The sequence below is a fragment of the Kitasatospora sp. NPDC022856 genome (genome assembly GCF_055561235.1).
The window spans coordinates 59180-82797 of the sequence record NZ_JBVHHE010000021.1; the positions used below are offsets into that span (position 1 = coordinate 59180).

Below are 23618 nucleotides of genomic sequence, written 5' to 3' on the forward strand. Positions count from 1 at the left end.
GGTCCGCCGAGGGGGCATGTCACCGGTAGGGCCCGGCCGTTGTCGGAACCGCGTGGAACGGGTGGCGCTCACCGCCCCGTTCAGCCCGGCAGGGCCTTCGCGACCTCCCGCGCCAGGTTTACCTGGTCCCCCGAGGGGGAGGTCGGAAGCGGCGCGGTCTGCCGCGACCATGCGTCGTCCATGGCGAACCAGTCGATCGACGCCGGCGGCGCGCCGCTCGTCAGAGCCTCGTCCAGCGACGAGAAGTAGGAGCTCCACCGCCGGGCGTAGAGGCCGGCGACCAGGCCCGCCCACTCCCGGTTCGCGTAGTCGTGCAGCCCGTGGACGTCGCTCGGGACGCGGCCGCTCCAGTTCGCCAGGACCGACCGTGCGTCGTACTCCAGCCGGTCGCGCTCCGCCGCGTCGGCGCCCCACGAGCGGGCGGCGGCGATCCACGGCCCGACCATGGACCGCGCGTCGGTCCCGGACAGGCGGTCGACCAGCGCGAGGTCGGCCTCCCACTCGCGCACCAGCGACCGGAACAGCGTCCGGTTCCGCGCGTGGTAGGCGCTCGCGATCTGCGGCAGCAGCGCTCGCGCCCGGTTGTCCAGCGCCTGCCGGGCGACGTTCACCAGGTCGAACCGGTACGCGTCGCACGACCGCAACGCCGGTGACACCAGAAGCAGTTCGTCGAGCGCGGCGCGCACCCGTGCCGGGTCGTAGCGCATCGCCGGGGGGCTCCACGTCGCGGCGGTCGCCACGGTCAGGCTCGGGCGCGCCGCGAACAGGCTGTCCTGCGCCTCGCTCCACCGGCCGGACGGCATGCTGTACGGGCCCCGCCGAAGGGCCTCCCACGCCGCCGCCGCATGCGGGTCGGCCGCGCCGTAGCGGCGCGCCGCGTAGGCGGCGAACCACGCGGCCTGATCGATCCCGGCGGCCTCCCAGGCGAGCCGGCCGAACAGCTCGAACGCCGCAGGATCCGTCCCCACCGCCTCCGGCAGGTACGCGATGCCCTGCAGTGCGCTGCCCGGCTTGGTCCGCCACTGCTGGAACCGCCGCACCCACACGGCCGAGTTCGCTCCCGGCGAGGTGTGGCCGCCGAAGTTCGGGATCGTCCCGAAGGCGTACGGGGCGCCCTGCCACTGCGGCTCGCGGTCGAGCCCGTCGTAGCGGTCGGCCAGGCCGTCCAGGATCAGCATCCGGCCGCGGTCCACCCCCGACAGCACGGCGCCCGACGGGTTGCTCTCCCAGCCCAGGATCGCCCAGGTGGCCTGCGGGTGCGCCGCCAGCAGGGCCCGCTGCACGGCCCCGGCCGCGGCGCTCACGTCCACCGGACCCGCGGTGCCGCCCTCGTGCAGCAGGTCCATCTTGTACATCGCGCTGTCGCCGAACGCCTCGCGCTGAGCGCGGTAGTAGGCGGCCGCGAGTCTCGGGAAGGCCGCGCTCGTCGGGTCGAGCCAGTCGGGACGGTCGAGCCCCACCCAGGTGCCCTGCGGTACCACCCTGGCGTCGGCGTTCCTCGCCGCGAAGCCGGGGGGAACGGTGCCGAAGAAGCCGGGCAGCACCGGTGTCATCCCCAGACCGCGGAGGTGGTCCGCGATCCGTCGGCCCAGGGCCGCCCGGGCGGTGAGCAGCCGCTCGGACTCCGGCCCGCCGACCCCGCTCAGGTTCTGCAGCAGCCACCAGCTCTGGTGCGCGGGGGCCGGGATCCACGACCGCAGTTCGGCGGCGCTGTAGCCGAAGCCCTGGAGCGCCCGGTAGTAGGGGAGTTCGGCGCCGGTCTGGACGAACACCTCGTTGAAGCCGTGGAGCGCCAGGAGGTCCGCCTCGTGCTGGTACGCGGCGAAGTCCCGGTAGGCGCCCGAGTAGCCGGCGTCGGTGTCGTTGAGCGCGTAGCGGTGCGGGACGACGGCGGTGCGGCCGACCGGGGAGCCGACGCCGGGCAGGACGGCGGGCAGCGCGCCCAGCGAGTCTCCCGGCAGGCCGATGTCCACGTGGGCGACGTTCTCCAGGTACCAGCCGGCTCCGGTCAGCAGACTCGCCGGCGACGTCCCGGACACCGTCACGGCCCCTGCCGTGCCGGACACCGAGAACGAGTCCCCGCCCGCCCCCTTGGCGACCGGGACCAGCGTGAACTGGTCGTGCTGCGCCGGCAGCAGACGCGCCAGGGCGGCGGCCGCCGGACCGGGATCGAAGGCAGGCCCGGCGGCCGCGCCGGCCGGAGCCCCGGCGAGCGCCCCGGACACGGCCAGCGCGAGCGCCAGCCCCGACCGCCCTACGGTGGAAGCCATGGTCACCGGGATCTCCCATCGAGTGCGGGGCGGGTCCAGTCCTTCCTCGAATATGGGGGCCGAGGGGCCGCTGCCGGACGTTCTACCGGCCGGTTCGGCGGCGGGGGCGCGGCGTTCACCCGTTCGACGCACCCGGGGCTGAAGTCGAGCTGCCCCGGCGCGGCCGTCACGGTAGGCGGCCCCGCCCCCCCTTCCGCGTTGCCGGGGTCGGCCCTCGACCGGGCCGTTCCTGCATGAGCAGGTCGAGGACTTCTTCGGCCGGCACCCGAAAGCCGAGATCATCCGGTCCCAGCCCGGACTGTGACCGATGCTGAGTGCCCGGGTACTCGCAGAATTCGGCGACGACCCCCACCGTTACGCCAGTGCCAAGGCCCGCAAGAACTACGCTGGCACCAGCCCGATCACCCGCGCCTCGGGGAAGAAGAAGGTCGTGACGGCCCGGCACGTGCGCAACGACCGGCTCATCGACGCGCTGATCGCCCAAGCCTCTCTGCGCTGCGGGTTTCTCCTGGCGCCAGGGCCTACTACGAGAAGCAACGGGCCCGCGGCATCGAATTCGACGCCGCCCTACGCCAGCTCGCCAACCGGCTCGTCGGCATCCTGCACGGCTGCCTGAAAACCGGCACACCGTACGACGAGGCGACAGCTTGGTCCCACCGGGCCCATGCACTCGCCGCTTGACAGTCCAGTTCGTGGGTGGCGCGGTCCCTCGTGGGCCCCAGGTCGGCGCATCATCGCTTTTTGATCCAGGGCATTTCGGTCGACCCGGTGGGTTGGTACCAGGTGATGCCCCACTCCGCGCCCCAGTCCTTGCCGGTCCAGTCGTAGGCCGGCGTCCAGAGCGGTCGGGCCGGTTGTGGTCCCCACTCTTCCGGGTCCGGGCGCACCAGCAACTCGTCCTCATGGGCGTAGCCGCCGGTGAGCACGGTCGCCACGAACTCCGCGAAGCCGCCGTCGAAGTGGTCGAGCTCTCCGTCGTCGACGCCGTCGAAGTCGCAGAAGACGGCCACCGGCCACTGGTCGGGGTCCGGGTCGGTGGTCAGCCAGCAGCAGTAGACGTGGTTGCTGTTCATGCCCCAGGGCAGCAGTCCGCCCGGCTCCGGGAACACAGGGGTGTGCTCCCGGTTCCAGAACTCGTCCTCGCCCTCGACCTGCACCCGGAATTCGGTGTCGGTATGGAAGCGCCATCTCGCCAGGCCGCCCGGCGAGCCGGCAACCTGGGAGTGGTCCCTCGGTGACCGCACGCCCCACTCGCCGTTCAGGTTCACCGCGCCGTACAGGTCGACGAACGCTCGGTAGTCCGACGGTAGCTGGACCCCGAGTTCGTTTGGTGCCAGCTCCCACGGCACCCGCGCCGGGGTGTACACCGGCTCCCCCATGATCGCCCGCAGCCGGTCCCATGCCTTGGTCACCGCCCGACCCCTCTCTGTTCGTCAACCTGTCAGAGGCTGCACTTTAGGCGAAGGCTCCGACAGGCCACGACCCGGCCCGAAGACCGCAGGCGACGGCCGAGCTCGATTCACGGGAACGATCGCCGGTTGAGCGATCGGCAGCTACGGGACGGGACAATCCATTGCCCTGTCACGCCCCACGAACTTGCTCTTTGACACGCCAGCTCATGGGATGTCTGTCAGGAGTGCTGACGACCCTTCAACCGGCGTCCGGGAGCCCGTACCGGACCTCGGTCAGCCGCTCGGACAGCTCCCAGAGCCGGCGCCCGGTCTCGGTGTCGGCCGCGGCGGGTGCGAGTGCGACCCGAACCGGGGCGCCGCGCAGTTCGCCAAGGCCGCTCGGGCCGATGAACTCGCCGCTCGCCAGCCCAGGCCGGGTCGCCGCGTAGAGCTGGGGGAGTGCACCGCGGTCGGGGTGCTGGCCGAGCGGCCGGGCCAGCCGGCCGAAGAGGAAGCGGTACAGGGCGGTCGGTGTGCCGGTGACGATGTCGGTGGCGCTGAAGCCGGGGTGGGCGAGCAGGCTGCGCACCGGGCTCCCGGCGGCGGTCAGCCGCAGGTGCAGTTGCCGGCCGAAGACCGCGTTGGCGAGCTTGGACTGGTTGTAGAAGGCCATCGGCGCGTAGTGCCGCTCACCGGCGAGGTCGTCGAAGCGGATCCGCCCGCGCCGGTGGTTGAGGGAGGTGACGGTGACCACCCGGGGGTCGCGGCCCTCGGCGAGCAGGTCGAGGAGCAGCCCGGTGAGGGCGAAGTGGCCGAGGTGATGGGCGGCGAACTGCAGCTCGTGGCCCTGGGCGCTCAAGGTGCGTGGCGGCGCCATGACGCCGGCGTTGTTGACGAGGACGTCCAGCCGGCCGTGGTCGGCGCGCAGGCCGGCGGCGAAGGTGCGGACCGAGGCGAGGTCGGCGAGGTCGAGTCGGCGCACCTCCAGTCGTGCGCCGGGCTGGTCGGCGCGCAGCTCCGCGACCACCCGCCGGCCCTTCTCCTCGTCGCGCACCGCCAACACGACGTGGCCACCGCGGTGGGACAGCGCGCGGGCGGTGGCGAGGCCGAGGCCGCTGGTGGCGCCGGTGACGACGAAGAGCCTCCCGGTCTGGTCCGGAATCTGCTCGGCGGTCCACTTCTGATGTTCAGTCATGCGGCACATGCTGACGTTGCTGTCACTTGGTGTCAAGATGCGCCCGAGTGTCACCCAGGGCATCGCGCTACCATGACCCGGTGACCTCCCGCCCCGCTCCGGACCGCCCCGCTCCGGACCGTCCTGCCCCGGACCGTCCCGAACCGACCCGGCCCGCCGGCCGCCCCGGTCTGAGCATGGCCGAGCGCAAACGCCGGCTCGTCGCCGCCGAGTTGGCCGAGGCGGCTCTGCTCCTACTGGCGGAGAAGGGCTTCGAGGCCGTCACGATCGACGAGATCGCGGTCACCGCCGGGGTGTCCAAGCGGACGTTCTTCCGGTACTTCGCCTCGAAGGAGGACGTGGTCGTCCAGGTGCTGGCCGATCTCGGCCCCGGGATGTGCGCCGAACTCGCCGCCCGCCCCGCCGCGGAACCGCCCTCCGTGGCGCTCCGTCACGCGGTCTGGACCACGCTCGCCGCCTGCGCCGACGGCCCGGAGCACGCCGGCCACGGTGACCGCGCCCTGCGCGTGGTGCAGCTGATCGTGCGGACGCCCGCGCTGCTCGGCCGCTTCCTGGAACGGCAGGCGCAGTGGCGAGACGAGCTGGCGGCCGAGCTGGCCGCCCGCCTCGGGCTCGATCCCGCCACCGCGATGTACCCGCCCCTCGCGGCGGGGATGGCGCTGTCCGCCTTCGACACGGTGCTCCGCCGATGGAGCGACAGCGACGGCACCGAGGACCCGGCCGCCCTGATCGACCACGCCTTCGCCGTCCTGGCCCCGGCCCTCGACGCGGTCGGGGCCCCGTGGGCGTGACGGCGTCCGGACCGCGACGGTCGCGGTGCCCGGGCGTGCCCACGGGCTTGCGTCCGGCCCGCGGTGCGGCGAAGATCGCGGGCATGATCAAGGGTGTCATGTTCGACTTCTCCGGGACGCTCTTCCGGATCGAGCCGACCGCGGAGTGGCTGCGAGCGGTGGTGACGGAGGCCGGGTACGAGCCGGCGGAGGGCGAACTCGCCCTCTGCGCGGACCGCCTGGAGGCGGCCGGGGCCCAGCCGGGAGGGCCCGCGCCGCGCCGTCTGCCCTCCGAACTGGAGGTGCTGTGGAGTGAGCGGGACCTGAGCGCGGAGAAGCACCGCGCCGCCTACACCGCCCTCACGCGGCAGGCCTCGCTGCCGTACCCGGAACTGGTCGACGCGCTGTACGACCGCCACCGCGTCCCCGCCGCCTGGCGGCCCTACCCCGACACCGAGGACACTCTCAAGGAGCTCCGGAGCAGGGGCGTCCCGGTCGCCGTCGTCAGCAACATCGGCTGGGACCTGCGCCCGGTCTTCCGCGACCACGGTGTGGAGCGCCTCGTCGACGCCTACTTCCTCTCCTTCGAGCACGGGATCCAGAAGCCGGACCCGGCGCTCTTCCGGGCCGCCTGCGACCGGCTCGGACTGCCGCCCGGCGATGTCCTGATGGTCGGCGACGACCGCGTCGCGGACGGTGGCGCCGCTGCCCTGGGCTGCCCGGTCCACCTGGTCGACCCCCTGCCCGCGGACCGGCGCCCGAGCGCGCTGACGGCGGTACTCGACCTGCTCGACTGAGGCGCGCGGCGTCCGCGCGTCCCGGGGTACGCGCGTCCCGGTCGAGCGGTGCTACCGCTGCCCCCGGGGTCTCGCTCCGAACACGCCGGCCCGCGTCGTGACCGATCGCCTGCCCGCTCCCGCCGCGAGCAGGGGCGAGCCGCACCACGGAGAGCCGGTCCGCAGAACGCCTCGGCCGACCCCCCGGGCCACCCCGGCCCCCCGGCGCCCGGGCGCGCGTGAGAGAGTCGTCGGCCCACAGGGGCGAGGAGTTAGCGATGAGCGGCGCAGGCGGCCGGGTGCTGGTGGTGGACGACGACGCGGCGATCCGGCGGTCGCTGGAGCGCGGGCTGCGGCTGAGCGGCTTCGCCGTCCAGGTCGCGTCGGACGGTGAGAGCGCACTGGCCTTGATGGGCGGCCCGACGGCACCGGACGTCCTGGTGCTGGACGTCTCGATGCCCGGGCTCGACGGAACGGGCGTCTGCCGGGCGCTGCGGGCCGTCGGCGACGAGACCCCGGTGCTGATGCTCTCCGCCCTGGACGAGCTCGCCGACCGGGTCGCAGGCCTCCAGGCCGGGGCCGACGACTACCTGATGAAGCCCTTCGCGCTGGAGGAACTGGTGCTGCGGCTGCGGGCGCTGCTGCGTCGGCGGCCGGCCCCGCCGCCCGACGTGCTGCGGGCCGGCCCGCTGACGCTCTCGCCCGCGACCCGCCAGGCGCACTGGGAGGAGACCGAGATCCACCTGACCCGGCGCGAGTTCGAACTGCTCGCCCAGCTCGTCCGCAACACCGGCCTCGTGCTCAGCCGCGACCAGCTGCTGGACCGGGTCTGGGGCTACGACTTCGAGGTGCGCAGCGACGCCGTCGACACCTTCGTCAGCTATCTGCGGCGCAAGCTGGAGGACGGGGGGCGGCCGCGTCTGGTGCACACGGTGCGCGGCGTCGGGTTCGTGCTGCGGCTGCCGGCCGACGGGGGGCGGCCGTGAGGCTCTCCACCCGGATCGCACTCTCGGTGACCGTGCTCGTGCCGGTCGTCGTGCTGGCGGCGGGCCTGCTGCTGCTGGGGCTCGTCCACCGCGACCTCTCCCACCAGCAGGACGCGGTGCTGCGCGTGCGGGCCGCCGCGGTGCTGCCGAATGTGCGTACGCTGCTCGCCGCGGACAGCAAGGGCCGGCCCCGGGCCGAACAGAACCAGCAGCGCAAGGTCCTCGACGGTGCGCTGGACTCCGGCGTGCGGCTGGCCGGTGAGGACGGCGCGGTGCTGCTGGCGGTCGGCCCGCAGCCGGACATCCCGCTGCCGGTCGGCGCCGACGCGCCGGCCGACCGGGCAGCGGTCCTCCACCGCTTCCACCGGCGCCCGGACAGCCCGGGGTCGGGCCTGGGGCTGACCCTGGTGGCCCAGCAGGCGGCGCTGCACCGCGGCACGGTGATCGTCGGCGACGCGGCCGCGACAGGCGGCTGCCGGGTCGAGGTGCGGCTGCCGCTGCTGCGACCGGAGGCGCCGACCCTGCGACTGCCGGCCCAGCGGGACTGGATCTCCGGCGACCGGTGAGCCCGAGCGGTGCCCGTCCGAAGTCACAGGGATTCCACAAGAAGCCGTCCTACGCTCCCCGAGTCCGACCACCCCGGTACCGGAGGAGAACCGCCGTGCACATCAACCGCAAGGCCGCCGCCGTCGGCGCACTCGCCCTCGCAGGCACGCTGATGGCCGCCGTCCCCGCCCAGGCCGACTCCGCGCCGAAGAACGACGGCGCGAAGTCGGTCTGCGAGCGCCTGCCGAAGATCAAGGAGCACGTCGACAAGGCCATCGAGCGGCTCAACGGCGACGCCACCGTCACCGGGTCGGTGGCCCGACTGCAGCAGCGGGTGACCGACGCCAAGAGCGCCGGGCACAACGAGATCTACACCTACCTCAACGACCGGCTGACGTTCCGCAAGAGCATGCTGGCGACGCTGCAGACCCGCCAGAGCGACCTGAAGGCGGTCGCCACCTGGTGCGCCGGCCAGCCCCGGTCCTCGTCGTCGCCCTCGTCGTCGGCGAGCAAGTGAGCGCCCGCTCCGTGCGCCACCGGGCCGGTGCCACCGCCGTGCTCGCCGCGGCCGCCGCCCTGCTGCTGACCGGCTGTGGGCCGGGCGCGGCCGCTCCGGGTAAGGCCGCGGCGACCGCGGATCCGGCGGGCCGGGCGGCAGCGACCGCAGACTCGCCCGGCAAGGCGGCCGCCACGGCGGGCGACGGCCAGGTCCAGGAGATGCAGCAGAAGGTGGATGCCGCCGAGAGCGCCGTCGCGCAGGCCGACTCCGACGCGACGCAGGACAACTGACGTACCCGCACACTGTCGTGGGCGTTCCACCTGGTAGGGCGAAGGGCCTGCGCCTCCCTCCGGAGGGGCAGGCCGCTCGCCCTACCCGCGGTCATCCGGTCGCCCGTCGGACCCCGGGCCGCGGACGGTCGCCCACCCGGGCCGGCGCGCGCCGGTCGACCGCTGCCCGACACGTTCTCAGCCGAAGTCGGGGATGGGGTGGTCGGGGGCGAGTGCGGCGGCGATGCGCTGGGCGATGGTGTGGGCGCTGTGGCCGCCGGGGGCGGTGGGGCCGTCGGTGGTGGAGACGGCGATGGCCAGGTGCTCGCACGGGAGGTAGTTCTGCGAGGCCGAGTAGCCGAAGAACAGCGGGTGCTGGGAGATCCATTCGTTCAGCACGAGCACGCCCATCCCGTAGTGGGTGGCCGGGGTCTGCGCGATGCAGACCGTGGCGGGGCACTTCTCGGTCGGCGTGCCCAGGCCCACCGTCCCAGGGTTGAGGAACTCCCGGTAGGAAGACGGGGAGAGCAGTTCGCCCGAGCCGAGGCCGACGGCCGAGCGGGCCAGGTCGCAGATGTCGGTGGTCTCCACCGCGCCGGGTGCGGTGGTCCACGAGGGGTTCCAGAAGGTGGACTCCTCGTAGGTGCCGCGATCGGAGGTGAAGGCGTGCAGGACGGGTGTCGGGATGTCGGGCGTGAAGCTGTTGCTGGTCTCGTGCAGTCCGAGCGGGCCGGTGACCAGCTGCTGTAGCAGGACGTCCAGCCGGGTGCCGGTGATCTTCTCCAGCGCGGCGCCGAGCAGGACGAAGTTGGCGTGCGAGTAGCTCCAGTTGGTCCCCGGCTCGTACCAGAGGTCCTGGTCGGTGGAGATGCCCACCAGTTCCTCGGGGGTCCACTGGCGGAACGGGTCCGCGTAGACCGTCTCGCCGAAGCCGGGGCTGGTGACGTAGTCGACGAGGCCGGTGGTGGAGGCGCCGAGCATCCGCAGGGTCATCCGGTCGCCGTAGTCGTGCGGGAGGTCGGGCAGCCAGCGGCCGATCGGGTCGTCGAGGCGGACCTTGCCGTCGTCGACCAGCCGCAGGAGTGCGGTGCCCAGGTAGCTGATCGCGATGTTGCCGTTGCGGAAGTGCATCGCGGGCTCGGCGGGGACCCCGGTCATCGACTCGCCGAGGGCGGCGGTGAGGAGTTCGCGGCCGTCGACGGTGACCCGCAGGATCACGGACTTGAGGTCCATCTCCGTCTTGGCCTGCTCGGCGATCCGCAGCACGTCGAGCGCGGCGCCCTCGGTGGGGGCGGCGGAGCTGACGCACGGTCGGTGGTGACCGGCGGTTCCGGCCGCACCACCGGCGGTCGTGACCGGGGCGCTGAGGGCGATGAGCGCGGTGGCTGCGGCGAGGCACAGCAGGGAGGTCCGGCGGGAGGGTCTCATCCCCGCAGTATCGGCACGGGAGCCCCGGTGCCCCGCCCTATCGGCCCCCGACCCGCGCGGGCGTCACCCGTCGGGCCCGTCGCCGGCGTCCTCCCCGCGTGCGTGCGGCACCGCCCACCGGTACCGCTGCCTTGTCCGCGGCAAATCCGGGTTGTCCGCCGCCCAGCTGCCGGTTGCCGCCTTCCTGTAGATGGACAATCACATCGGATCGCAGGGTGGGTCCACCACCGGTTCTTCGGACGGGGTGGTGGGTCCCGTGGCGCAGCCGTTCCTGCCGAGGAGCACGGCCGGCACACGTCGCGGCATCCGCCGGCTCCGGCGATCGGTCGCGAACGGCGCCGCACCCGGGAACTGCCCCGGTCCACGCAGCGCGGGACGGCCGACACCGGCAGCACGAGGTCCCCGGGGCATGAGCCGGTTCGGCGGGGAGCGCCGGTGGTCCGAGTACCGCCGGGCGTCCGAGCACCGCCGGGTGCCCCCAGCACCGCCGGTCGTCCGAGTACCGCGCACGGAGAGCACGGCATACCGCACGATCCACGAGGAAGAGGAAGCACACATGGTGAAGCACTTCGCCCTGGCCACGGCCGGTGCCGTCCTGATGATCGCCTCCGCGGCCGGTACCGCCGCGGCCCAGGCCCCCGCCGGCGAGACCGGCGCCGCTCCCGCCGTGATCCAGCCGATCGCCGTCGGCGCCGACTCCCTGGCGACGGTGTGGGACAACTGTCTGCACGGCCAGGCGTGCCTGTTCTCGGACACCAACGGCGGCGGCCAGCTCTGGGTGGTGCCCAGCGCCGGGTCCTTCAAGCTCGCCGACTTCGGGATGAACGACAGGACCAGCGCCTTCTGGAACAGGAGCGGCGGCACCCTGAGCCTGTTCGACGGCTCCGGCTACACCGGGTACCTGATCGGCTCCGGGCCCTACGGCGCACCGGTGAACGTCCCGTGGGGGGTCAACGACAAGGCGAGCTCCGTCACGCTCTACTAGATAGCGCCGCGTACCGGCCGTCCGGGCCGTCCGGGCCGCCCAGGTCCTCGGTGTCCTGACCGCGGCACGGTGGCCGGTCCCCCGCGCGATGCGATCGCGGGGGACCGGCCACCGCCGGGCGGGTTCACTCGGCCACGGCCGAGCGGGCCGCGCGGCGGGTGCCGTTCTCGACGGCCGCGGCGGTCCGGCCGCGCAGGCGCGCGATGCCCACGTCCAGAGCGGCCTCCAGGTGGGTGGTCGCGCCCGTGGTGAGGAGGATCAGTACGCCGCCCTGGATGCCGGCCAGCAGGGCGGCGGCCTCGCGGTCGGGGTCCAGGTCGGGGTCGGTCTCGCCGGCGTCCCGCAGGTGGCGGATGCCCGCGGCCAGCTGTTGCTGCCACCGGTCGAGCAGGCCGCCGGCCACGGTCCGCGTGGCGTCGGTGGCCGGGCCCAGCTGGGCGAGGGCGGTGTGCAGCGGACAGTCGGTGCCCTGGGCGCGGTAGCGGGCGACGACCTTGTCGCGCCACCGCTGCCAGGCGGCCCACGAGGTGAGGGAGCCGAGCTCCGGCTGCTGGTCGTCGATCACCCGGGCCGCCTCGTGCCGGGCCACGGCGAGGAGCAGCTCGTCCTTGCCGTCGGGGAAGTAGTGGAACAGCTGGCTCTTGCTGGTCGCCGTGTGGGCCATGACGTCCTCCAGCCGCAGCGCGAACACGCCCTGGGCGCGGATCTGCTCGGCGGCGCCCTCGACGATGCGCTGCCTGGTCGCGGCGCCCTTGCGGGTGAGCGGCATGTGTCCTCCCGGTACGAGCTGTCGGCTCCCATCGAAGCGGATCCGGCCCGGCGGTGTCACGGCAGGAGCAGCAGCTTGCCGGTGGTGCGGCGGGATTCGAGGTCGGTGTGGGCGCGGGCCGCGTCGGCGAGCGGGTACCGGCCGCCGACCCGCGGGGTGAGGCGGCCGGCCAGGACCAGGTCGAAGACCTCACCGGTGCGCCGGACGAGCGCCTCGCGGGTGGCGACGTGGTGGTGCACCACGGGATAGGTCAGCAGGATGCTGTTGGGCAGGTCGGTGGGCCGCAGGGTCGGGACGCCCATGAAGGGGCCGTAGTAGGCGTGCACGCCGTGCGGGCGCAGGGCCAGTTGGGAGGAGCGGAAGGTGTCGGCGCCACCGCCGTCGTAGACGACGTCGGCGCCGCGTCCGCCGGTCAGCTCCTTGATCCGGCCCTCGAAGCCGCCGCCGGAGTGGACGAGGACGTGGTCGGCGCCGGCCTCCTTCGCGGCGGCGGACTTCTCCTCGCGGGAGACCAGGCCGATCACGTCGCCGCCACGGGCCTTGACCATCTGGGTGAGCAACTGGCCGACGCCGCCCGCCGCGGCGTGCACCACGGCGGTGTCGCCCGGGCCGATCGGGTAGGTCTCGGTGCTGAGGTGGCTGGCGGTCAGGCCCTGCATCATCAGGGCGGCCGCCGTCTCGTCGTCGACGCCGTCGGGCACCTTGACCAGGGAGTCCGCCGGGACGGCGAGCAACTCGGCGTAGCTGCCCGGGTGGTAGAACCAGGCCACCCGGTCGCCGACGGCGAGGCCCCGGACCCCGTCGCCGAGCGCGGTGACGTACCCCGTGCCCTCGACGCCGAGGACCGTCGGGGCCGCCCAGCCGGGACCGCCCTGGGTGCGGGCACCGATGTCCATGTAGTTGACCCCGGCGACCCCCAGGCGTACCAGTGCCTCGCCGGGGGCGGGGGTGGGGTCGGGCAGCTCGGTCCAGTGCATGACCTCGGGGCCGCCGTGCTTCTCGATCCGGATCGCGTGCATGGTGCCGCCTCTCTGCAGGGCTTCTTCGTGAGGGAACGGTCAGCACGTTAGGCGGCTCAAAATGGACCAGCAAGTCCAAAATCTCGGCCTGGAAGGCCGGTTGGCGACTCCGGGGGGCCGTGGGGCCTCGGGCCGGACCGGGTTCGGGACCGGGTTCGGGACCGGGTTCGGGTTCGGGTTCAGGCCAGGGTGACGGTGAGGGCGGAGTCGTCGCGGCTGAGGTGGTCGATCCGGAGCGCGCCGGAGGCGCCGGTGTAGTCGCCCGTCCCGCCGGTGATCGCGAAGGTGTGGGACCACGGCTGGTAGCCCAGCGCCACCTCGGTCACCGCCGGAAGCGGCCGCTCGAAGGCACCGGCGGCGGTGAGCATCCCGTCGGTGAGGCGCAGCGCCACGGTGGCCAGGACGAGGGACCCGGTCGGCCCGACGGTGATCGGCAGGCTGTGCGCGCTCTCGGTGCCGACCGGATTGTCGTCGGTGTCGCGGAGTTCGTAGTGGACGAAGTACGGTGCGCCGGCGGTGAGGACGCCCGGGATGTCGGCCGCCGCTCGCCTGCCCTTCAGGTTCAGGGTCGAGGCCCGCCGGCTCGCCCTGGCGGTCCCGGTCGCGCCGAGGGTCGCACCCATGCCGACTGCTGCCGCGGATGCCACGCGCAGGGCGTGCCTGCGGTCGATGTTCGTCATCACGTTCCCGATGCCTGGTGGGGTGGTGGGCGGACGCACGAGCGGTGCGCCCGTGTCCCGGTGGACACGGCGGCTGCCTTCCCCGTTCCGTACGGTGCCTACCCCGACCAGCTCCGGATCCCCTCGAACGGGCTATGGAGCGAACCGGAGGGTGCGGGGTGGGGACAGCCCCCGTACCGACACGGGCGTCAGCGGGATGGGCAGCCGGTGCGGCGGCCCGGCACGATGAGTCAGGACGAACACGGGCGACAAGGACAGGAGCGTTCGGTGACGGTACGTACGGGGGCCGCGGCAGTGTGGGTGGGGATGTGCGTGGTGGCGGCAGCGGGCATCCTCCCGGGGGCCGCGGCCGCGGCGGAGGGCCCGTCGGCCCCACCGGTCGGCCTCAGGGCGGCCCTCGAACAGACGGTCGCGGACGGGTTCCCGGGCGTCGTGGCGTACACCCGGAACGGCGGGCGGGAGTCCCGCGCGGCGGCCGGGCTCGCCGACACCGCGAGCGGCGAGCGGGCCCGGGCCGACCAGCGCTTCCGGATCGCCAGCAACACCAAGTCGTTCGTGTCGACGGTGCTGCTGCAACTGGAGGGCGAGGGGCGGCTCTCCCTCGACGACAGCGTGGAGCGGTGGCTGCCGGGCACGGTCCGGGGGAACGGCAACGACGGCGCGGCCGTGACCGTCCGCCAACTGCTCAACCACACCTCGGGCATCTACGACCCCACGACCGAGCCGGCGTTCTTCGCCCCCTACCTGGAACACCACGACCGGGACTACGTCTACACCCCGCGGGAGGTGGTCGCGCTGGCCGTCCGGCACGCGCCGCTCTTCGCCCCCGGCACCGACTGGGCGTACTCCAACACCAACTACCTGCTCGCCGGGCTGGTCATCGAGGCGGTCACCCATCGCAGCGCGCCCGCCGAGATCCAGCGGCGGATCATCGCGCCGCTCGGCCTCAAGGACACCTCCTTCCCGGTGACCGACCCCGACATCCACGGCCCCCATCTGCACGGCTACGACCTCGCGGGGCACGATGTCACCCGGTTCAGCCCGTCCTACGACTGGACCGCCGGCGCCATGATCTCCACCGTCGACGACCTGTCCCGGTTCCACCGGGCCCTGTTCGCCGGCAGGTTGCTGCGCCCCGCCCAGCAGCGCGCACTCCTGACCACGGTCGACTTCCCCGACAAACCGGCCTACGGACTCGGCGTGCAGCGCCGGGACGTGGAGTGCGGCACCGAGCCGGACACCAGGCGGGTCGGTACCTGGGCGACGGACGGCGGCGGCCCCGGCTACACGAGCGTGTCCCTCACCACCGTCGACGGTGAACGGCAGCTCGTCCTGGCCGTCAACCTCTACGACCTCGGTGCCGACCTCAAGGGCGCGCCGCCCGTCCCGCGGAGTACGGGACTGATGGAGGCGCAGATGGCCGCCCTGTGCGGCTGATGGCCCGACAGCTCGGAGCCGACCTCCCGTCACCCCCGGGGCCGGACGGTCGGTGCTACGGCCCGGGCGGATCGGGGGAGCCGAGCAGTTGGTCCCCGAGGTGGCTGCGACGGTAGAGGACTTGGCGGCCGTCCCGGGCACGGGCCACCAGGCCGGTCGAGTGCAGGACGCGCAGGTGCTGGGAGACGGCGCTGGGGGAGACGTGCAGGCGGCGGGCGAGTTCGACTCCCGCCAGGGGCTCGTCGAGGAGGGCGAGCAGCCGTGCCTTGGGCGGGCCCACCAGCGCCGCCAGCGCCGGAGCATCGGGCGCGGGCTCCCGGGACCAGAGGGTCGCCACACCGCGGCACGGGTAGGAGAGGGCCGGCGCGCCGTCCGGGCTGAGCGGGGGCGCCGGCTTGTGGGCGAAGACGGACGGCACCAGCAGCAGACCGCGTCCCGAGACGGCGACGTGGTGGCGGCTGATCATGTCGGCGATGCGCAGCACCCCGTTCTCCCAACGCAGGAAGGGATGCATGTCGGCGAAGAGCAGACGGGCGCCTCCGACGGCCAGCCGGCGTGCCCGGTAGGTCATGTCGGCCTCCAGGAGGAGCCGCATCCGGGGCCAGCTCGGCCGTAGGGCCAGCTCCCAGTACCGCTCCAGGGCGTCGCAGAGCGCGTCCCGAAGCCGCGCGGGGTCCGAGCGGGCCCCCAGGAGGGGTGCGGGGAGCCGGTCCGGTGCGTGGGTGGCCAGCAGGTCGGCCCGGACGACCTCCGGAGCGGTCCGGCGGACGACGGCCAGCTCCTCCTCGAAGGGCGGGGCGAAGCCCTCCGGGCGCGGGGTCAGGAAGTCGGGCAGGGTGCGCCGCGCGGAGACCACGGAGAGCAGCAACTCGGTGTCCGGCCCGGCCAGACGGGGGAGGACCGACCGCCGCCACGGCAGGTGGAGCGCGGAGAGGCCGGGCTCGCGGAGCACCCGCAGACTCACCACGGCCTCGTGCAGGGGCGAGAGGGCGAAGCGGGTGTCCGCGAGATCCTCGACGCCCAGTTCGAAGCTGACGACCATGAAGCCCCACGCTACATCCCTTGGCGGCGGCCACCCGGGTGCCGTGGACTGCCCCGCATGACACCTGAAGCGAACCCGGCCACCGTCGCCCTCGGCGGTGAGGTGGGATGAGCCGCCGCCTTCTCCTGCTCCTCTCGCTGACCTGTGCCTTCGGCGTGGGCAACCTCTACTTCCCGCAGGCGATCACCCCACTGATCGCCGCCGGGCTCGGCACATCGGTCGATTCCGCCACGCTCGTGGTGACCGCGGTCCAGATCGGTTACACGGTCGGGATCTTCCTGTTGGTGCCGCTCGGCGACCGGCTCCCCCACCGGCCGCTGCTCGTCACCCTGCTCACCCTCAGCGGTGTCGGGCTGCTGGCGGCAGCCTGCGCCCCCACCCTGCCGGCCCTGGTGGCCGCCGGAGCCTTCGTCGGCGCCACCACGGTCGCCGCGCAGATCATCTCCCCGATGGCGGCCGGGATGGTGCCCGCCGACCGGCGCGGCGCGGTGCTCGGCACCCTGCTGAGCGGCTCCATCGGCGGCATGCTGCTGGCCCGTACCTTCGGCGGCGCGCTCGGCGAGTGGCTCGGGTGGCGGGCCCCGTACCTGGTGGCCGGCGCGCTGGTGCTGGCACTCGCGGCGGTGCTGGCGCGCGCCCTGCCGGACGGGACCGCCGCCACCGCGCCGCCCACCCGGCAGCCGTACCCCGCGCTGCTCGCCGAACCGCTGCGGCTGCTGCTCGTCGAACCGGAGCTGCGCCGCTCCTGCTTCTACCAGGCGACGGTCTTCGCCGGCTTCTCGGCCGTCTGGACCTGCCTGCCGCTGCTGCTCGCCGAACCGGCCTACGGGCTGGGCGCCCAGGCGGTCGGGATGCTCGCGCTGGTCGGCGCGGCGACCATGGTCTGCACCCCGCTCGCGGGTCGCCACGTCGACCGGCGGGGCTCCGACCCGGTGAACCTGGCCGCCCTGCTCGGCACCCTCGGCGCGGCGGCGGTCCTCGCGGCGGGCGGCTGGGGCGGCACACCCGGGCTGGCGGTCCTCGTCCTCGGCACGCTCCTGCTCGACGTCGCGATGCAGTCCGGCATGATCGCCAACAAGACCCGGGTCTACGAGCTGCGCCCCGACGCCCGCTCCAGGCTCAACACCGCCTACATGACCTGCGGTTACCTCGGCGGCAGCGCCGGCTCCTGGCTCGGTGTCCGCGTCTACGGCCTCGCCGGCTGGCCGGCCGTCTGCGCCCTGGTGGCGCTCCTCGCCGTCCTCGCGCTGGCCCGCCACCTGGCGGCGCCGCTCCGGCGGCGCCGCTCCGGCGGCGCGGGACGGACCGGGCCGCCGGAGCGGCCGCACCGATCGCGGCGCACTCCACCGGCGAACCCACCGGCCTCCCGGCCGGAGGCCGGTGCGCGGAGCCGGTGCCGGTGCGGGCGCGGGTACAGGCGCAGGTGCCACAATCGCCCCATGAGTGAGCACGGCACCGACCACGGCTACCTGCTGGACAACAAGCAGGCCGAGGCGGGCGTTCGCTTCGGCGCCCTCGCCGAGCTGTTCGACCCGGTGACGTTCCGGCACGTCGACCGGATCGGCATCGGCGCCGGCATGCGGTGCTGGGAGGTCGGCGCCGGCGGACCCTCCGTCCCCCTCGGTCTGGCCGAACGCGTCGGCCCGACCGGTGCGGTGGTCGCCACCGACCTCGACGTCGGCTGGACCAGGGACATCGCCGGCGGCGCGATCGAGGTGCTGGTCCACGACGTGGCGGCCGATCCACCGCCGCCCGGCGGCTTCGACCTGGTGCACGCCCGGCTGGTCCTGGTGCACGTCGCCGACCGCGCCGAGGCCCTGCGCAGGATGGTCAGCGCGCTGCGCCCCGGTGGCCGGCTGCTCCTGGAGGACGCCGACCCCGCGTTGCAGCCGCTGCTCTGCCCGGACGAGTCCGGCCCCGAACAGCGGCTCGCCAACCGCTTGCGCACGGGGTTTCGCACCCTGATGGCGGCGCGCGGCGCGGACCTCGCCTACGGGCGGACCCTGCCCAGGGTGCTGCGCGAAGCCGGCCTGGAGGACGTGCGGGCCGACGCGTACTTCCCGATCACCTCACCGGCGTGCGCCGTACTGGAGGACGCGACGGTGCGGCAGATCCGCCACCGTCTGGTCGAGCACGGGCTCGCCACCGACGAGGAGATCGACCGGCACCTGGCGAACGTCGCCACCGGGCGGCTCGACCTCGCCACCGCTCCGATGATCTCCGCATGGGGACGCCGCCCGTAGTCCCGTCCGACGGCTGTCGGACCGGTCCACGGGCGGCGCCGGTCACCGGACCGGGGGCTCCCGGCCGCGACGGTCCCGCTACCGGAAGAGGCGGTCGCCGGCGTTGGCCATCCGGTGGGTGCCGCTGTGGCGGTTCACCCAGTCACGGATCAGGTTGACGGCGTTGGCGCACTGCCAGCTGTTGTCGTACTCGCGCACCCCGGTGAAGGCGCCGTAGCCGGCGATGATGCCGTCCACGCGGGCGTCGCCGAGGAGCTTGTCGACGTACCACGGGTCGTTGTACGTGGTCGTCCAGGACAGCGTGGCCGCGAGCCGCCCGGCGGCCCGGTCACCGGCGCCCTTCTTCAGCTCCGCGCAGGTGTTGTAGGTGGGTTCCGTGCAGTTGCCGAACCCCTTGGTGATGTCGGAGTCGCCGTAGTCCATCGCCCGGTGCCCGGCCGGGAACCCGTTGCCGGACCGGTTGAAGGCGCCCTGGACCTGGTCGCGGGTCCCGGTCGAGGTGATGCCCTCCAGCGGGCCGAGCCTGCCCGCCAGGCTCTGCCAGCCCCGGCCGCCGACGTCCGGGGTGCTGCCGCCGTGGTACTCGAAGAAGCCGTAGAGCACCTGGATCCCGGCGGCCGTCAGCCGCTGCGCCTTGTCACGCAGCCCGGCGACGCTGCACGTGCGGTTCGGCTGCTCCCCGCAGTAGTTCGGGTCCTTGATGTCCAGCCAGACCAGGGCGAGCCGGCGTCCCGCGTTGGCGTTGGAGAGGATGCGGTCGATCATGCTGTCGAAGCTGGGGCCCAGTCGGTTCTCACCGGCCGAGGAGCAGTCGTGGTAGGCACGCCATTCGTTCGGGTTCCACCACGCGCAGACGTCGATCTCGATCGCGTTGGCGCCGTGGTTGAGCGCGGCGTCCACGCCGTCCAGGGTGTCGACCCGGTGCGCGATGGCGTAGATGGCCTGGCGCTGGTCGGCGGACGAGGCCGCGGGGGCGGCCGGAGCGGCGGTCGTGGCGGGGGCCGCGAGGGCGGGTGCGGCCAGCGCGAGCAGCGCGGCCAGGGCCGCGGCCGTGGCGCGGAGGGAGCGGCGGACGGACAGCTTCATCGGTAGGTCCTTTCTGTGCGGGATCCGGCCCAATTGTCCCGTGCACGACAATGAAGGGGGAGTGCATTCTCGGCCAACTTCGTGCACGGACTTGCTGTGCGGGTATCGACTGGCTCCGAGGGGGCGGCCGCGTCGTGCGCGATACGCCGGGCGGCGGGTGGCGCTCCGTCAGTTCTGCCGCGCCGCCGCCCCGGTCACTCCCTGTTCCCGCGGTCGGGGGGCCGGAGGTGACCGCCGGCCGGGCGGTCCGGCCTCCCCGTGCGCCGTGCCGCACCGCGGCCTACCGTGGAGATGAGGGGTACGGCCATGGAACGGGGGTCTCCCGTGCAAGAGCCCGTGATCGCCACCGCCCTGCTGATCGCCCTGACCGGCTGGTGCGCGGTCCACTGCGCCCTCGCCGTCGCGGGGCGCGGCTGTCCGGACCGCCGGCTGGAGCCGATCGAGTTCGTGACGGCCCTCGCCATGGTCGCCATGGTGGCACCGGCGGCGGACCCGCTGCCGCGAGTCCTGTGGGCCGCCCTGCTCGCCGCGGCCGCGGCCTGGCCGGCGCTCCTGCTGGCGGGGCGGATGGGCCGTCACCACCGCTCGGCCCCGACCGGCGCCCTGCGTCACTATCCGCACCACATCCTCAGCGCGGCGGTGATGGCCGCCCTGGTGCTGCTGATGGCACCGGCGCAGCGCCACGCGGGCGCCGGCCACACCGGTGGCGGCCACGGGGGCGGCCATGCCGCGGTGCCGGAGTGGGCCCTGCTGGCGCTGGTCGCCTACTTCCTGGTCCACGCGGTCCGCGGCGCGGGCACGCTCCTGCCGCGCCCGGCCGCCGTGGGCCGCCCGCGGGGGGAACGACCGGCAGGGCGGCCGGCCCGCGTCCACGGACCGGCCGCCCTGACCTCACCCGACCTGGTCGCCGCGCGGCGCACGGTGATGTCGATCGGCATGGCCTACATGCTGCTCGGCATGAGTTGACGGCGGGCCGTCCGGTGACCGGGTCACGCACCGCAGCGGCGTACCGCCAGGGAGCTCGCGGTCTGCCCGGCGGGGCCACCCGAGTGCGGCTCCGCCCGCAGCGCCGCCCCGGCCAGGGCCATCCGCTGGTCGGTCCCGGTCTCCCAGTGGCGCAGGACGACGCCGTCGTACTCGTAGTGGAGGCCCGCGACGGGCGGTCGGCCCCGGCCGCTCAACGTGAACGGGAGGCGGGGCGAGTCCTCCGCCCGGCCGACCATATCCGTGATCAAAGCCGGTTCCTCCCCCGGATCCGAGAGGATCGGTTCACCGTGGAGGGCGCCGTCCGCGTCGGCCGTGAGCCGCAGCGTCGCCTGGGCGAACCGCAGGGCATTGAAGTCGTCGACGGGATCGGGCCGTTCGAGGAAGCTCCGGTAGGTGTACGTGCCGGCCAGAGCGCTGATGTTCCTGGCGTCCCTCCTGGACGGGTGAGGCGGATCGGGCACCTCGTTCCGGGGCCCTTCGGGCGCCCTGCCCCGCCCGCCGCCGCTCGTCCGGACAGCGGGCCCGGTTCACCTCCTCGAAGGCTTGTGGACGAAGCACCACGGGGCGGCCGCCGCCGCCCCGGGAATCCGGGGCGCCCGGCCAGGGCGTCCGGCCCATCCTAGGAGTGACATGTCGAACGGAACGTTCATACGAAGAGACGCCAGCAAGATGGCCGAGTGGGATCCGGTGCTGTACTGGTACGCCCGCGCCGTCGGAAGGATGCAGCAGCGGCCCGCCACCGACCCGACGAGCTGGGTCTTCCAGGGGTGCATCCACGGCATCCCGCCCACCGTCACGCAGACGCACGAAGCCTTCAGCCAGTGTCCGCACGGAGGCTGGTTCTTCCTGCCGTGGCACCGGGGCTACCTCTGGTACTTCGAGCGGATCATCCGGGCGGCCATCAAGGAGATCGCCGCCGAGGAGCACATCACCCCCGACCCCTCCACGACCTGGGCCCTGCCGTACTGGGACTACGCGCTGGACGCGCCCTCCGCCACCCCGCCCTCGACCTTCACCTCGCGCGCGCTCCCGGCGGCGTTCCGCAGCCCGAAGATGCCGGACCGCCCGGGCGGCACCACCCTGACCGTCGACAACCCGCTCTGCCTCCGGGACGACCTGGAACCGACGACCGAGGCGGAGTTCTGGGCCGCCCCGCATCGCGCCAAGGACAAGAACACCGCCCGTCAGGTCCTCCCCTACGTGGACCTCAACCCCTTCAGGGCGATGAGCGAGACGATCTTCGCTGCCACGAAGAGCCGGACGCCGGTCCAGCCGACCTTCGGCAGCGAGGTCAGCTACACCGTCATGCCCCACTTCCAGCCCGGCTTCGGCGAGCTGGAGAACGTCCCGCACAACCAGGTCCACGGTGGCGTCGGCGGCTGGATGGGCCGGGTGGAGGGCTCCGCCCGCGATCCGATCTTCTGGCTGCACCACGCCAACCTCGACCGGCTCTGGTCGGGCTGGCTGGACAAGGGCAACCAGAACCCGGACCACACGTCCTGGCTGGACCACGCGTTCATCTTCTTCGACGGGAACGGACAGGAGGAACGGCCCACCAGCAAGGTGGTCATGGACGACGCGCGCGACTACGCGTACGAGTCGCTGACCGACGGGTCGGGCACCCGGCCGGTGATCCTGCCGCCGGTCCAGGCCCCACGGGCGGGCGAGCGGGTCCTGGCGGCCTCCGTCGCCAACCCCCGGCAGCCGCTCGACGTCCGGGCGGCGACCACGGTGTCCCTGGAACCGAGTGGCGTCGAGGGGGCCATGCGCTCGCTCGCCGCCCGCGACGAGCCGCAGACCAACCTCATCCTCACCGTGCACGACGTGTACACCGAGATCCCGCCCGGGACGCCGTTCCACGTCTTCCTCAACGGCCCCGGCGGCGACCTCGACCCGGAGGGCCCCTACTTCGTCGGCTGGATCTCCTTCTTCGGCATGGCCGGCGCCGGCGGGCACGACGCCAGCTACGACGTCACCGAGCAGGTCCAACGCCTCACGGACCAGGGGCTGATGCCGGACGGTCCGCTCACCGTCTCGATCGTGCCGTCCATCCCGCAGCCGGCGACGAACATCCCGCAGCCCAGCTTCGAGAGCGTCAGCCTCACCAGCATCTGATCGCCCCCGTCCCGGGAGCCTCGGCGAGTCCGCCTCGGAGCGTGGATCGTGCTGACGCGGCAAGCTGCGCGAGTTGCGCGAGCACGTCCCCCGCCTTCGCCCGGCACTTGTCGGCCGCCGCCCGGGCCCGCGCCACGTCGGCGGCGAACGTCTCTTCCGCGTAGGGGTGTTGGAAGGTCCCGCCTCTCGTAGGTCGTTCGTTCGCTCGTCTTTGCGCGGGGGAAATCCCGCCCGCGATCTCCGCACTCGGTCTCGGCGGTGGTCAGCGGGATGCGGTGGGTCCCTCGTGCCGGGTGTCGGACAGCGCTGCGTGCACGGCGGCCGCCGCGTGGAGTCGCGCGGTGGGGAAGACCGGGACGGGGCTGTCCTCGGAACCGATGAGGAGCTCGATCTCGGTACAGCCGAGAATGATCCCCTCCGCACCGTCGGCGACCAGGTCCGTAATGACCTTCCGGTAGGCGGCGCGTGACTCCTCCCGCACGACGCCCAGGCAGAGCTCCTGGTAGATGACGTGGTGGACGATCGCGCGCCCGTCGGCGTCCGGGACGCGCACATCGAGTCCGCCGGCTTCGAGCCGGCCCCGGTAGAAGTCCTGCTCCATGGTGAACGCGGTGCCCAGGAGACCGACCCGGCGCAGGCCCGACGCCCGCACGGCCGTCGCGGTGGCGTCGGCCAGGTGCAGCAGCGGGATGGAGACCGCCGCCTCTACCCGGTCCGCGACCTTGTGCATGGTGTTGGTGCAGATCAGCACCATGTCCGCGCCGGCCGCCTCAAGCGCCCGGGCGGCCGCGGCCAGGATCTCGCCGGCCTCCGTCCAACGGCCCTGCACCTGCAACCGCTCGATCTCCGCGAAGTCCACCGAGTAGATCACGCACCGCGCCGAGTGGAGTCCGCCGAGGCGCTCGCGCGTGAACTCGTTCAACAACCGGTAGTACTCCGCCGTCGACTCCCAGCTCATCCCACCGATCAGGCCGATCGTCCGCATCGCCACATCCTCACCTCGACTCCGAGCGGCATCGCGGCAGCCGCGCGATGCCTAGTCATAAGGAATGCAGCATGACAGACGCATATGTATAAGCTTTCCTTGGCTGTCGTGAAGCCTCCGACGCAAAGGAGGCGGAGGAC

At 73.5% G+C, this 23618-nt stretch carries 23 protein-coding genes and 1 pseudogene; 13 read left to right on the forward strand and 11 right to left on the reverse strand.

Features of this window, described 5'->3' with window-relative positions; all coding sequences use genetic code 11:
- Nucleotides 1-80: 80 nt before the first annotated feature.
- A complete protein-coding gene (locus ACZ34W_RS25395; protein WP_465607324.1) occupies nucleotides 81-2270 on the reverse strand; it encodes an alpha-N-acetylglucosaminidase in 2190 nt (729 codons plus the stop codon).
- Nucleotides 2271-2577: 307 nt separating this feature from the next.
- Between ACZ34W_RS25395 and ACZ34W_RS25400 the strand changes: the two genes are divergently transcribed.
- Complete coding sequence (locus ACZ34W_RS25400; protein WP_465607326.1) at nucleotides 2578-2886, forward strand: transposase; 309 nt, start codon at nucleotides 2578-2580, stop codon at nucleotides 2884-2886.
- 115 nt (nucleotides 2887-3001) lie between these two features.
- On the opposite strand, the gene ACZ34W_RS25405 is transcribed toward ACZ34W_RS25400, so the two are convergent.
- Nucleotides 3002-3682 (reverse strand): SMI1/KNR4 family protein, encoded by a 681-nt coding sequence (locus ACZ34W_RS25405; protein ID WP_465607328.1) that lies wholly within the window; start codon nucleotides 3680-3682, stop codon nucleotides 3002-3004.
- A gap of 238 nt (nucleotides 3683-3920) precedes the next feature.
- The gene (locus ACZ34W_RS25410) at nucleotides 3921-4856 is read right to left on the reverse strand and encodes an oxidoreductase (RefSeq protein ID WP_465607330.1); all 936 of its coding nucleotides are present in this window, start codon (nucleotides 4854-4856) and stop codon (nucleotides 3921-3923) included.
- A gap of 176 nt (nucleotides 4857-5032) precedes the next feature.
- On the opposite strand from ACZ34W_RS25410, the gene ACZ34W_RS25415 reads away from it, so the two are divergent.
- From ACZ34W_RS25415 to ACZ34W_RS25440, 6 genes are all read left to right on the forward strand, one after another.
- A complete protein-coding gene (locus ACZ34W_RS25415) occupies nucleotides 5033-5647 on the forward strand; it encodes a TetR family transcriptional regulator (protein ID WP_329485411.1) in 615 nt (204 codons plus the stop codon).
- 83 nt (nucleotides 5648-5730) lie between these two features.
- Complete coding sequence (locus ACZ34W_RS25420; RefSeq protein ID WP_465607332.1) at nucleotides 5731-6423, forward strand: HAD family hydrolase; 693 nt, start codon at nucleotides 5731-5733, stop codon at nucleotides 6421-6423.
- Nucleotides 6424-6680: 257 nt separating this feature from the next.
- On the forward strand, nucleotides 6681-7388 hold the full coding sequence (locus ACZ34W_RS25425; RefSeq protein ID WP_465607334.1) for a response regulator transcription factor: 708 nt from the start codon (nucleotides 6681-6683) through the stop codon (nucleotides 7386-7388).
- Nucleotides 7385-7954, forward strand: coding sequence for an ATP-binding protein (locus ACZ34W_RS25430; RefSeq protein WP_465607336.1), 570 nt, complete (start codon nucleotides 7385-7387; stop codon nucleotides 7952-7954). Before ACZ34W_RS25425 ends, ACZ34W_RS25430 begins: the two co-directional genes overlap by 4 nt.
- Nucleotides 7955-8049: 95 nt before the next feature.
- Nucleotides 8050-8451: a hypothetical protein gene (locus ACZ34W_RS25435; RefSeq protein ID WP_465607338.1), complete on the forward strand. Its 402-nt coding sequence runs from the start codon at nucleotides 8050-8052 to the stop codon at nucleotides 8449-8451.
- Nucleotides 8448-8723: a hypothetical protein gene (locus tag ACZ34W_RS25440; RefSeq protein WP_465607339.1), complete on the forward strand. Its 276-nt coding sequence runs from the start codon at nucleotides 8448-8450 to the stop codon at nucleotides 8721-8723. The genes ACZ34W_RS25435 and ACZ34W_RS25440 overlap by 4 nt, the downstream gene beginning before the upstream one ends.
- A 177-nt stretch (nucleotides 8724-8900) precedes the next feature.
- Here ACZ34W_RS25440 and ACZ34W_RS25445 read toward each other — a convergent pair whose 3' ends face one another.
- A complete protein-coding gene (locus ACZ34W_RS25445) occupies nucleotides 8901-10130 on the reverse strand; it encodes a serine hydrolase domain-containing protein (protein WP_465607341.1) in 1230 nt (409 codons plus the stop codon).
- 556 nt (nucleotides 10131-10686) lie between these two features.
- On the opposite strand from ACZ34W_RS25445, the gene ACZ34W_RS25450 reads away from it, so the two are divergent.
- Complete coding sequence (locus tag ACZ34W_RS25450; RefSeq protein WP_465607343.1) at nucleotides 10687-11115, forward strand: peptidase inhibitor family I36 protein; 429 nt, start codon at nucleotides 10687-10689, stop codon at nucleotides 11113-11115.
- A gap of 124 nt (nucleotides 11116-11239) precedes the next feature.
- Here the strand turns inward: ACZ34W_RS25450 and ACZ34W_RS25455 are convergent, their stop codons facing one another.
- From ACZ34W_RS25455 to ACZ34W_RS25465, 3 genes are all read right to left on the reverse strand, one after another.
- Nucleotides 11240-11884 carry a TetR/AcrR family transcriptional regulator gene (locus ACZ34W_RS25455; RefSeq protein ID WP_465607345.1) on the reverse strand — a complete coding sequence of 215 codons (645 nt, stop codon included), beginning with the start codon at nucleotides 11882-11884 and terminating at the stop codon, nucleotides 11240-11242.
- A 56-nt stretch (nucleotides 11885-11940) separates the two neighbouring features.
- Nucleotides 11941-12903, reverse strand: coding sequence for a quinone oxidoreductase family protein (locus ACZ34W_RS25460; RefSeq protein WP_465607347.1), 963 nt, complete (start codon nucleotides 12901-12903; stop codon nucleotides 11941-11943).
- A 179-nt stretch (nucleotides 12904-13082) separates the two neighbouring features.
- Nucleotides 13083-13583 (reverse strand): hypothetical protein, encoded by a 501-nt coding sequence (locus ACZ34W_RS25465; protein WP_329485401.1) that lies wholly within the window; start codon nucleotides 13581-13583, stop codon nucleotides 13083-13085.
- A gap of 267 nt (nucleotides 13584-13850) precedes the next feature.
- Between ACZ34W_RS25465 and ACZ34W_RS25470 the strand changes: the two genes are divergently transcribed.
- Nucleotides 13851-15020 carry a serine hydrolase domain-containing protein gene (locus ACZ34W_RS25470; protein ID WP_465607350.1) on the forward strand — a complete coding sequence of 390 codons (1170 nt, stop codon included), beginning with the start codon at nucleotides 13851-13853 and terminating at the stop codon, nucleotides 15018-15020.
- 55 nt (nucleotides 15021-15075) lie between these two features.
- Here the strand turns inward: ACZ34W_RS25470 and ACZ34W_RS25475 are convergent, their stop codons facing one another.
- Entirely contained in the window at nucleotides 15076-16062 is a 987-nt protein-coding gene (locus ACZ34W_RS25475) for an ArsR family transcriptional regulator (RefSeq protein WP_465607352.1), read from the reverse strand.
- Nucleotides 16063-16169: 107 nt separating this feature from the next.
- Here ACZ34W_RS25475 and ACZ34W_RS25480 point away from each other — a divergent pair.
- Nucleotides 16170-17168 (forward strand): annotated as a pseudogene (locus ACZ34W_RS25480) (MFS transporter); the annotation flags it as partial.
- A 333-nt stretch (nucleotides 17169-17501) separates the two neighbouring features.
- Complete coding sequence (locus ACZ34W_RS25485) at nucleotides 17502-18305, forward strand: methyltransferase domain-containing protein (RefSeq protein WP_465607423.1); 804 nt, start codon at nucleotides 17502-17504, stop codon at nucleotides 18303-18305.
- A 78-nt stretch (nucleotides 18306-18383) separates the two neighbouring features.
- On the opposite strand, the gene ACZ34W_RS25490 is transcribed toward ACZ34W_RS25485, so the two are convergent.
- Nucleotides 18384-19391, reverse strand: a complete 1008-nt coding sequence (locus ACZ34W_RS25490; protein ID WP_465607354.1) for a PI-PLC domain-containing protein — start codon at nucleotides 19389-19391, stop codon at nucleotides 18384-18386.
- A gap of 324 nt (nucleotides 19392-19715) precedes the next feature.
- Between ACZ34W_RS25490 and ACZ34W_RS25495 the strand changes: the two genes are divergently transcribed.
- Nucleotides 19716-20357, forward strand: coding sequence for a DUF5134 domain-containing protein (locus tag ACZ34W_RS25495; RefSeq protein WP_465607356.1), 642 nt, complete (start codon nucleotides 19716-19718; stop codon nucleotides 20355-20357).
- Nucleotides 20358-20380: 23 nt separating this feature from the next.
- Here the strand turns inward: ACZ34W_RS25495 and ACZ34W_RS25500 are convergent, their stop codons facing one another.
- Nucleotides 20381-20839, reverse strand: a complete 459-nt coding sequence (locus ACZ34W_RS25500) for a hypothetical protein (RefSeq protein WP_465607358.1) — start codon at nucleotides 20837-20839, stop codon at nucleotides 20381-20383.
- Nucleotides 20840-21008: 169 nt separating this feature from the next.
- Here ACZ34W_RS25500 and ACZ34W_RS25505 point away from each other — a divergent pair, with 169 nt between their 5' ends.
- Complete coding sequence (locus ACZ34W_RS25505; protein ID WP_465607360.1) at nucleotides 21009-22493, forward strand: tyrosinase family protein; 1485 nt, start codon at nucleotides 21009-21011, stop codon at nucleotides 22491-22493.
- A 262-nt stretch (nucleotides 22494-22755) separates the two neighbouring features.
- Here ACZ34W_RS25505 and ACZ34W_RS25510 read toward each other — a convergent pair whose 3' ends face one another.
- The gene (locus tag ACZ34W_RS25510; RefSeq protein WP_465607362.1) at nucleotides 22756-23478 is read right to left on the reverse strand and encodes an aspartate/glutamate racemase family protein; all 723 of its coding nucleotides are present in this window, start codon (nucleotides 23476-23478) and stop codon (nucleotides 22756-22758) included.
- Nucleotides 23479-23618: the final 140 nt, after the last annotated feature.

Bases quoted from the DNA above. Each gene is read 5' to 3' on its own strand.
- ACZ34W_RS25395 (WP_465607324.1), bottom strand. From the start codon at position 2,270: ATGGCTTCCACCGTAGGGCGGTCGGGGCTGGCGCTCGCGCTGGCCGTG.
- ACZ34W_RS25400 (WP_465607326.1), top strand. From the start codon at position 2,578: ATGCTGAGTGCCCGGGTACTCGCAGAATTCGGCGACGACCCCCACCGT.
- ACZ34W_RS25410 (WP_465607330.1), bottom strand. From the start codon at position 4,856: ATGACTGAACATCAGAAGTGGACCGCCGAGCAGATTCCGGACCAGACC.
- ACZ34W_RS25415 (WP_329485411.1), top strand. From the start codon at position 5,033: ATGGCCGAGCGCAAACGCCGGCTCGTCGCCGCCGAGTTGGCCGAGGCG.
- ACZ34W_RS25420 (WP_465607332.1), top strand. From the start codon at position 5,731: ATGATCAAGGGTGTCATGTTCGACTTCTCCGGGACGCTCTTCCGGATC.
- ACZ34W_RS25425 (WP_465607334.1), top strand. From the start codon at position 6,681: ATGAGCGGCGCAGGCGGCCGGGTGCTGGTGGTGGACGACGACGCGGCG.
- ACZ34W_RS25445 (WP_465607341.1), bottom strand. From the start codon at position 10,130: ATGAGACCCTCCCGCCGGACCTCCCTGCTGTGCCTCGCCGCAGCCACC.
- ACZ34W_RS25450 (WP_465607343.1), top strand. From the start codon at position 10,687: ATGGTGAAGCACTTCGCCCTGGCCACGGCCGGTGCCGTCCTGATGATC.
- ACZ34W_RS25455 (WP_465607345.1), bottom strand. From the start codon at position 11,884: ATGCCGCTCACCCGCAAGGGCGCCGCGACCAGGCAGCGCATCGTCGAG.
- ACZ34W_RS25460 (WP_465607347.1), bottom strand. From the start codon at position 12,903: ATGCACGCGATCCGGATCGAGAAGCACGGCGGCCCCGAGGTCATGCAC.
- ACZ34W_RS25465 (WP_329485401.1), bottom strand. From the start codon at position 13,583: ATGACGAACATCGACCGCAGGCACGCCCTGCGCGTGGCATCCGCGGCA.
- ACZ34W_RS25475 (WP_465607352.1), bottom strand. From the start codon at position 16,062: ATGGTCGTCAGCTTCGAACTGGGCGTCGAGGATCTCGCGGACACCCGC.
- ACZ34W_RS25485 (WP_465607423.1), top strand. From the start codon at position 17,502: ATGAGTGAGCACGGCACCGACCACGGCTACCTGCTGGACAACAAGCAG.
- ACZ34W_RS25490 (WP_465607354.1), bottom strand. From the start codon at position 19,391: ATGAAGCTGTCCGTCCGCCGCTCCCTCCGCGCCACGGCCGCGGCCCTG.
- ACZ34W_RS25505 (WP_465607360.1), top strand. From the start codon at position 21,009: ATGTCGAACGGAACGTTCATACGAAGAGACGCCAGCAAGATGGCCGAG.
- ACZ34W_RS25510 (WP_465607362.1), bottom strand. From the start codon at position 23,478: ATGCGGACGATCGGCCTGATCGGTGGGATGAGCTGGGAGTCGACGGCG.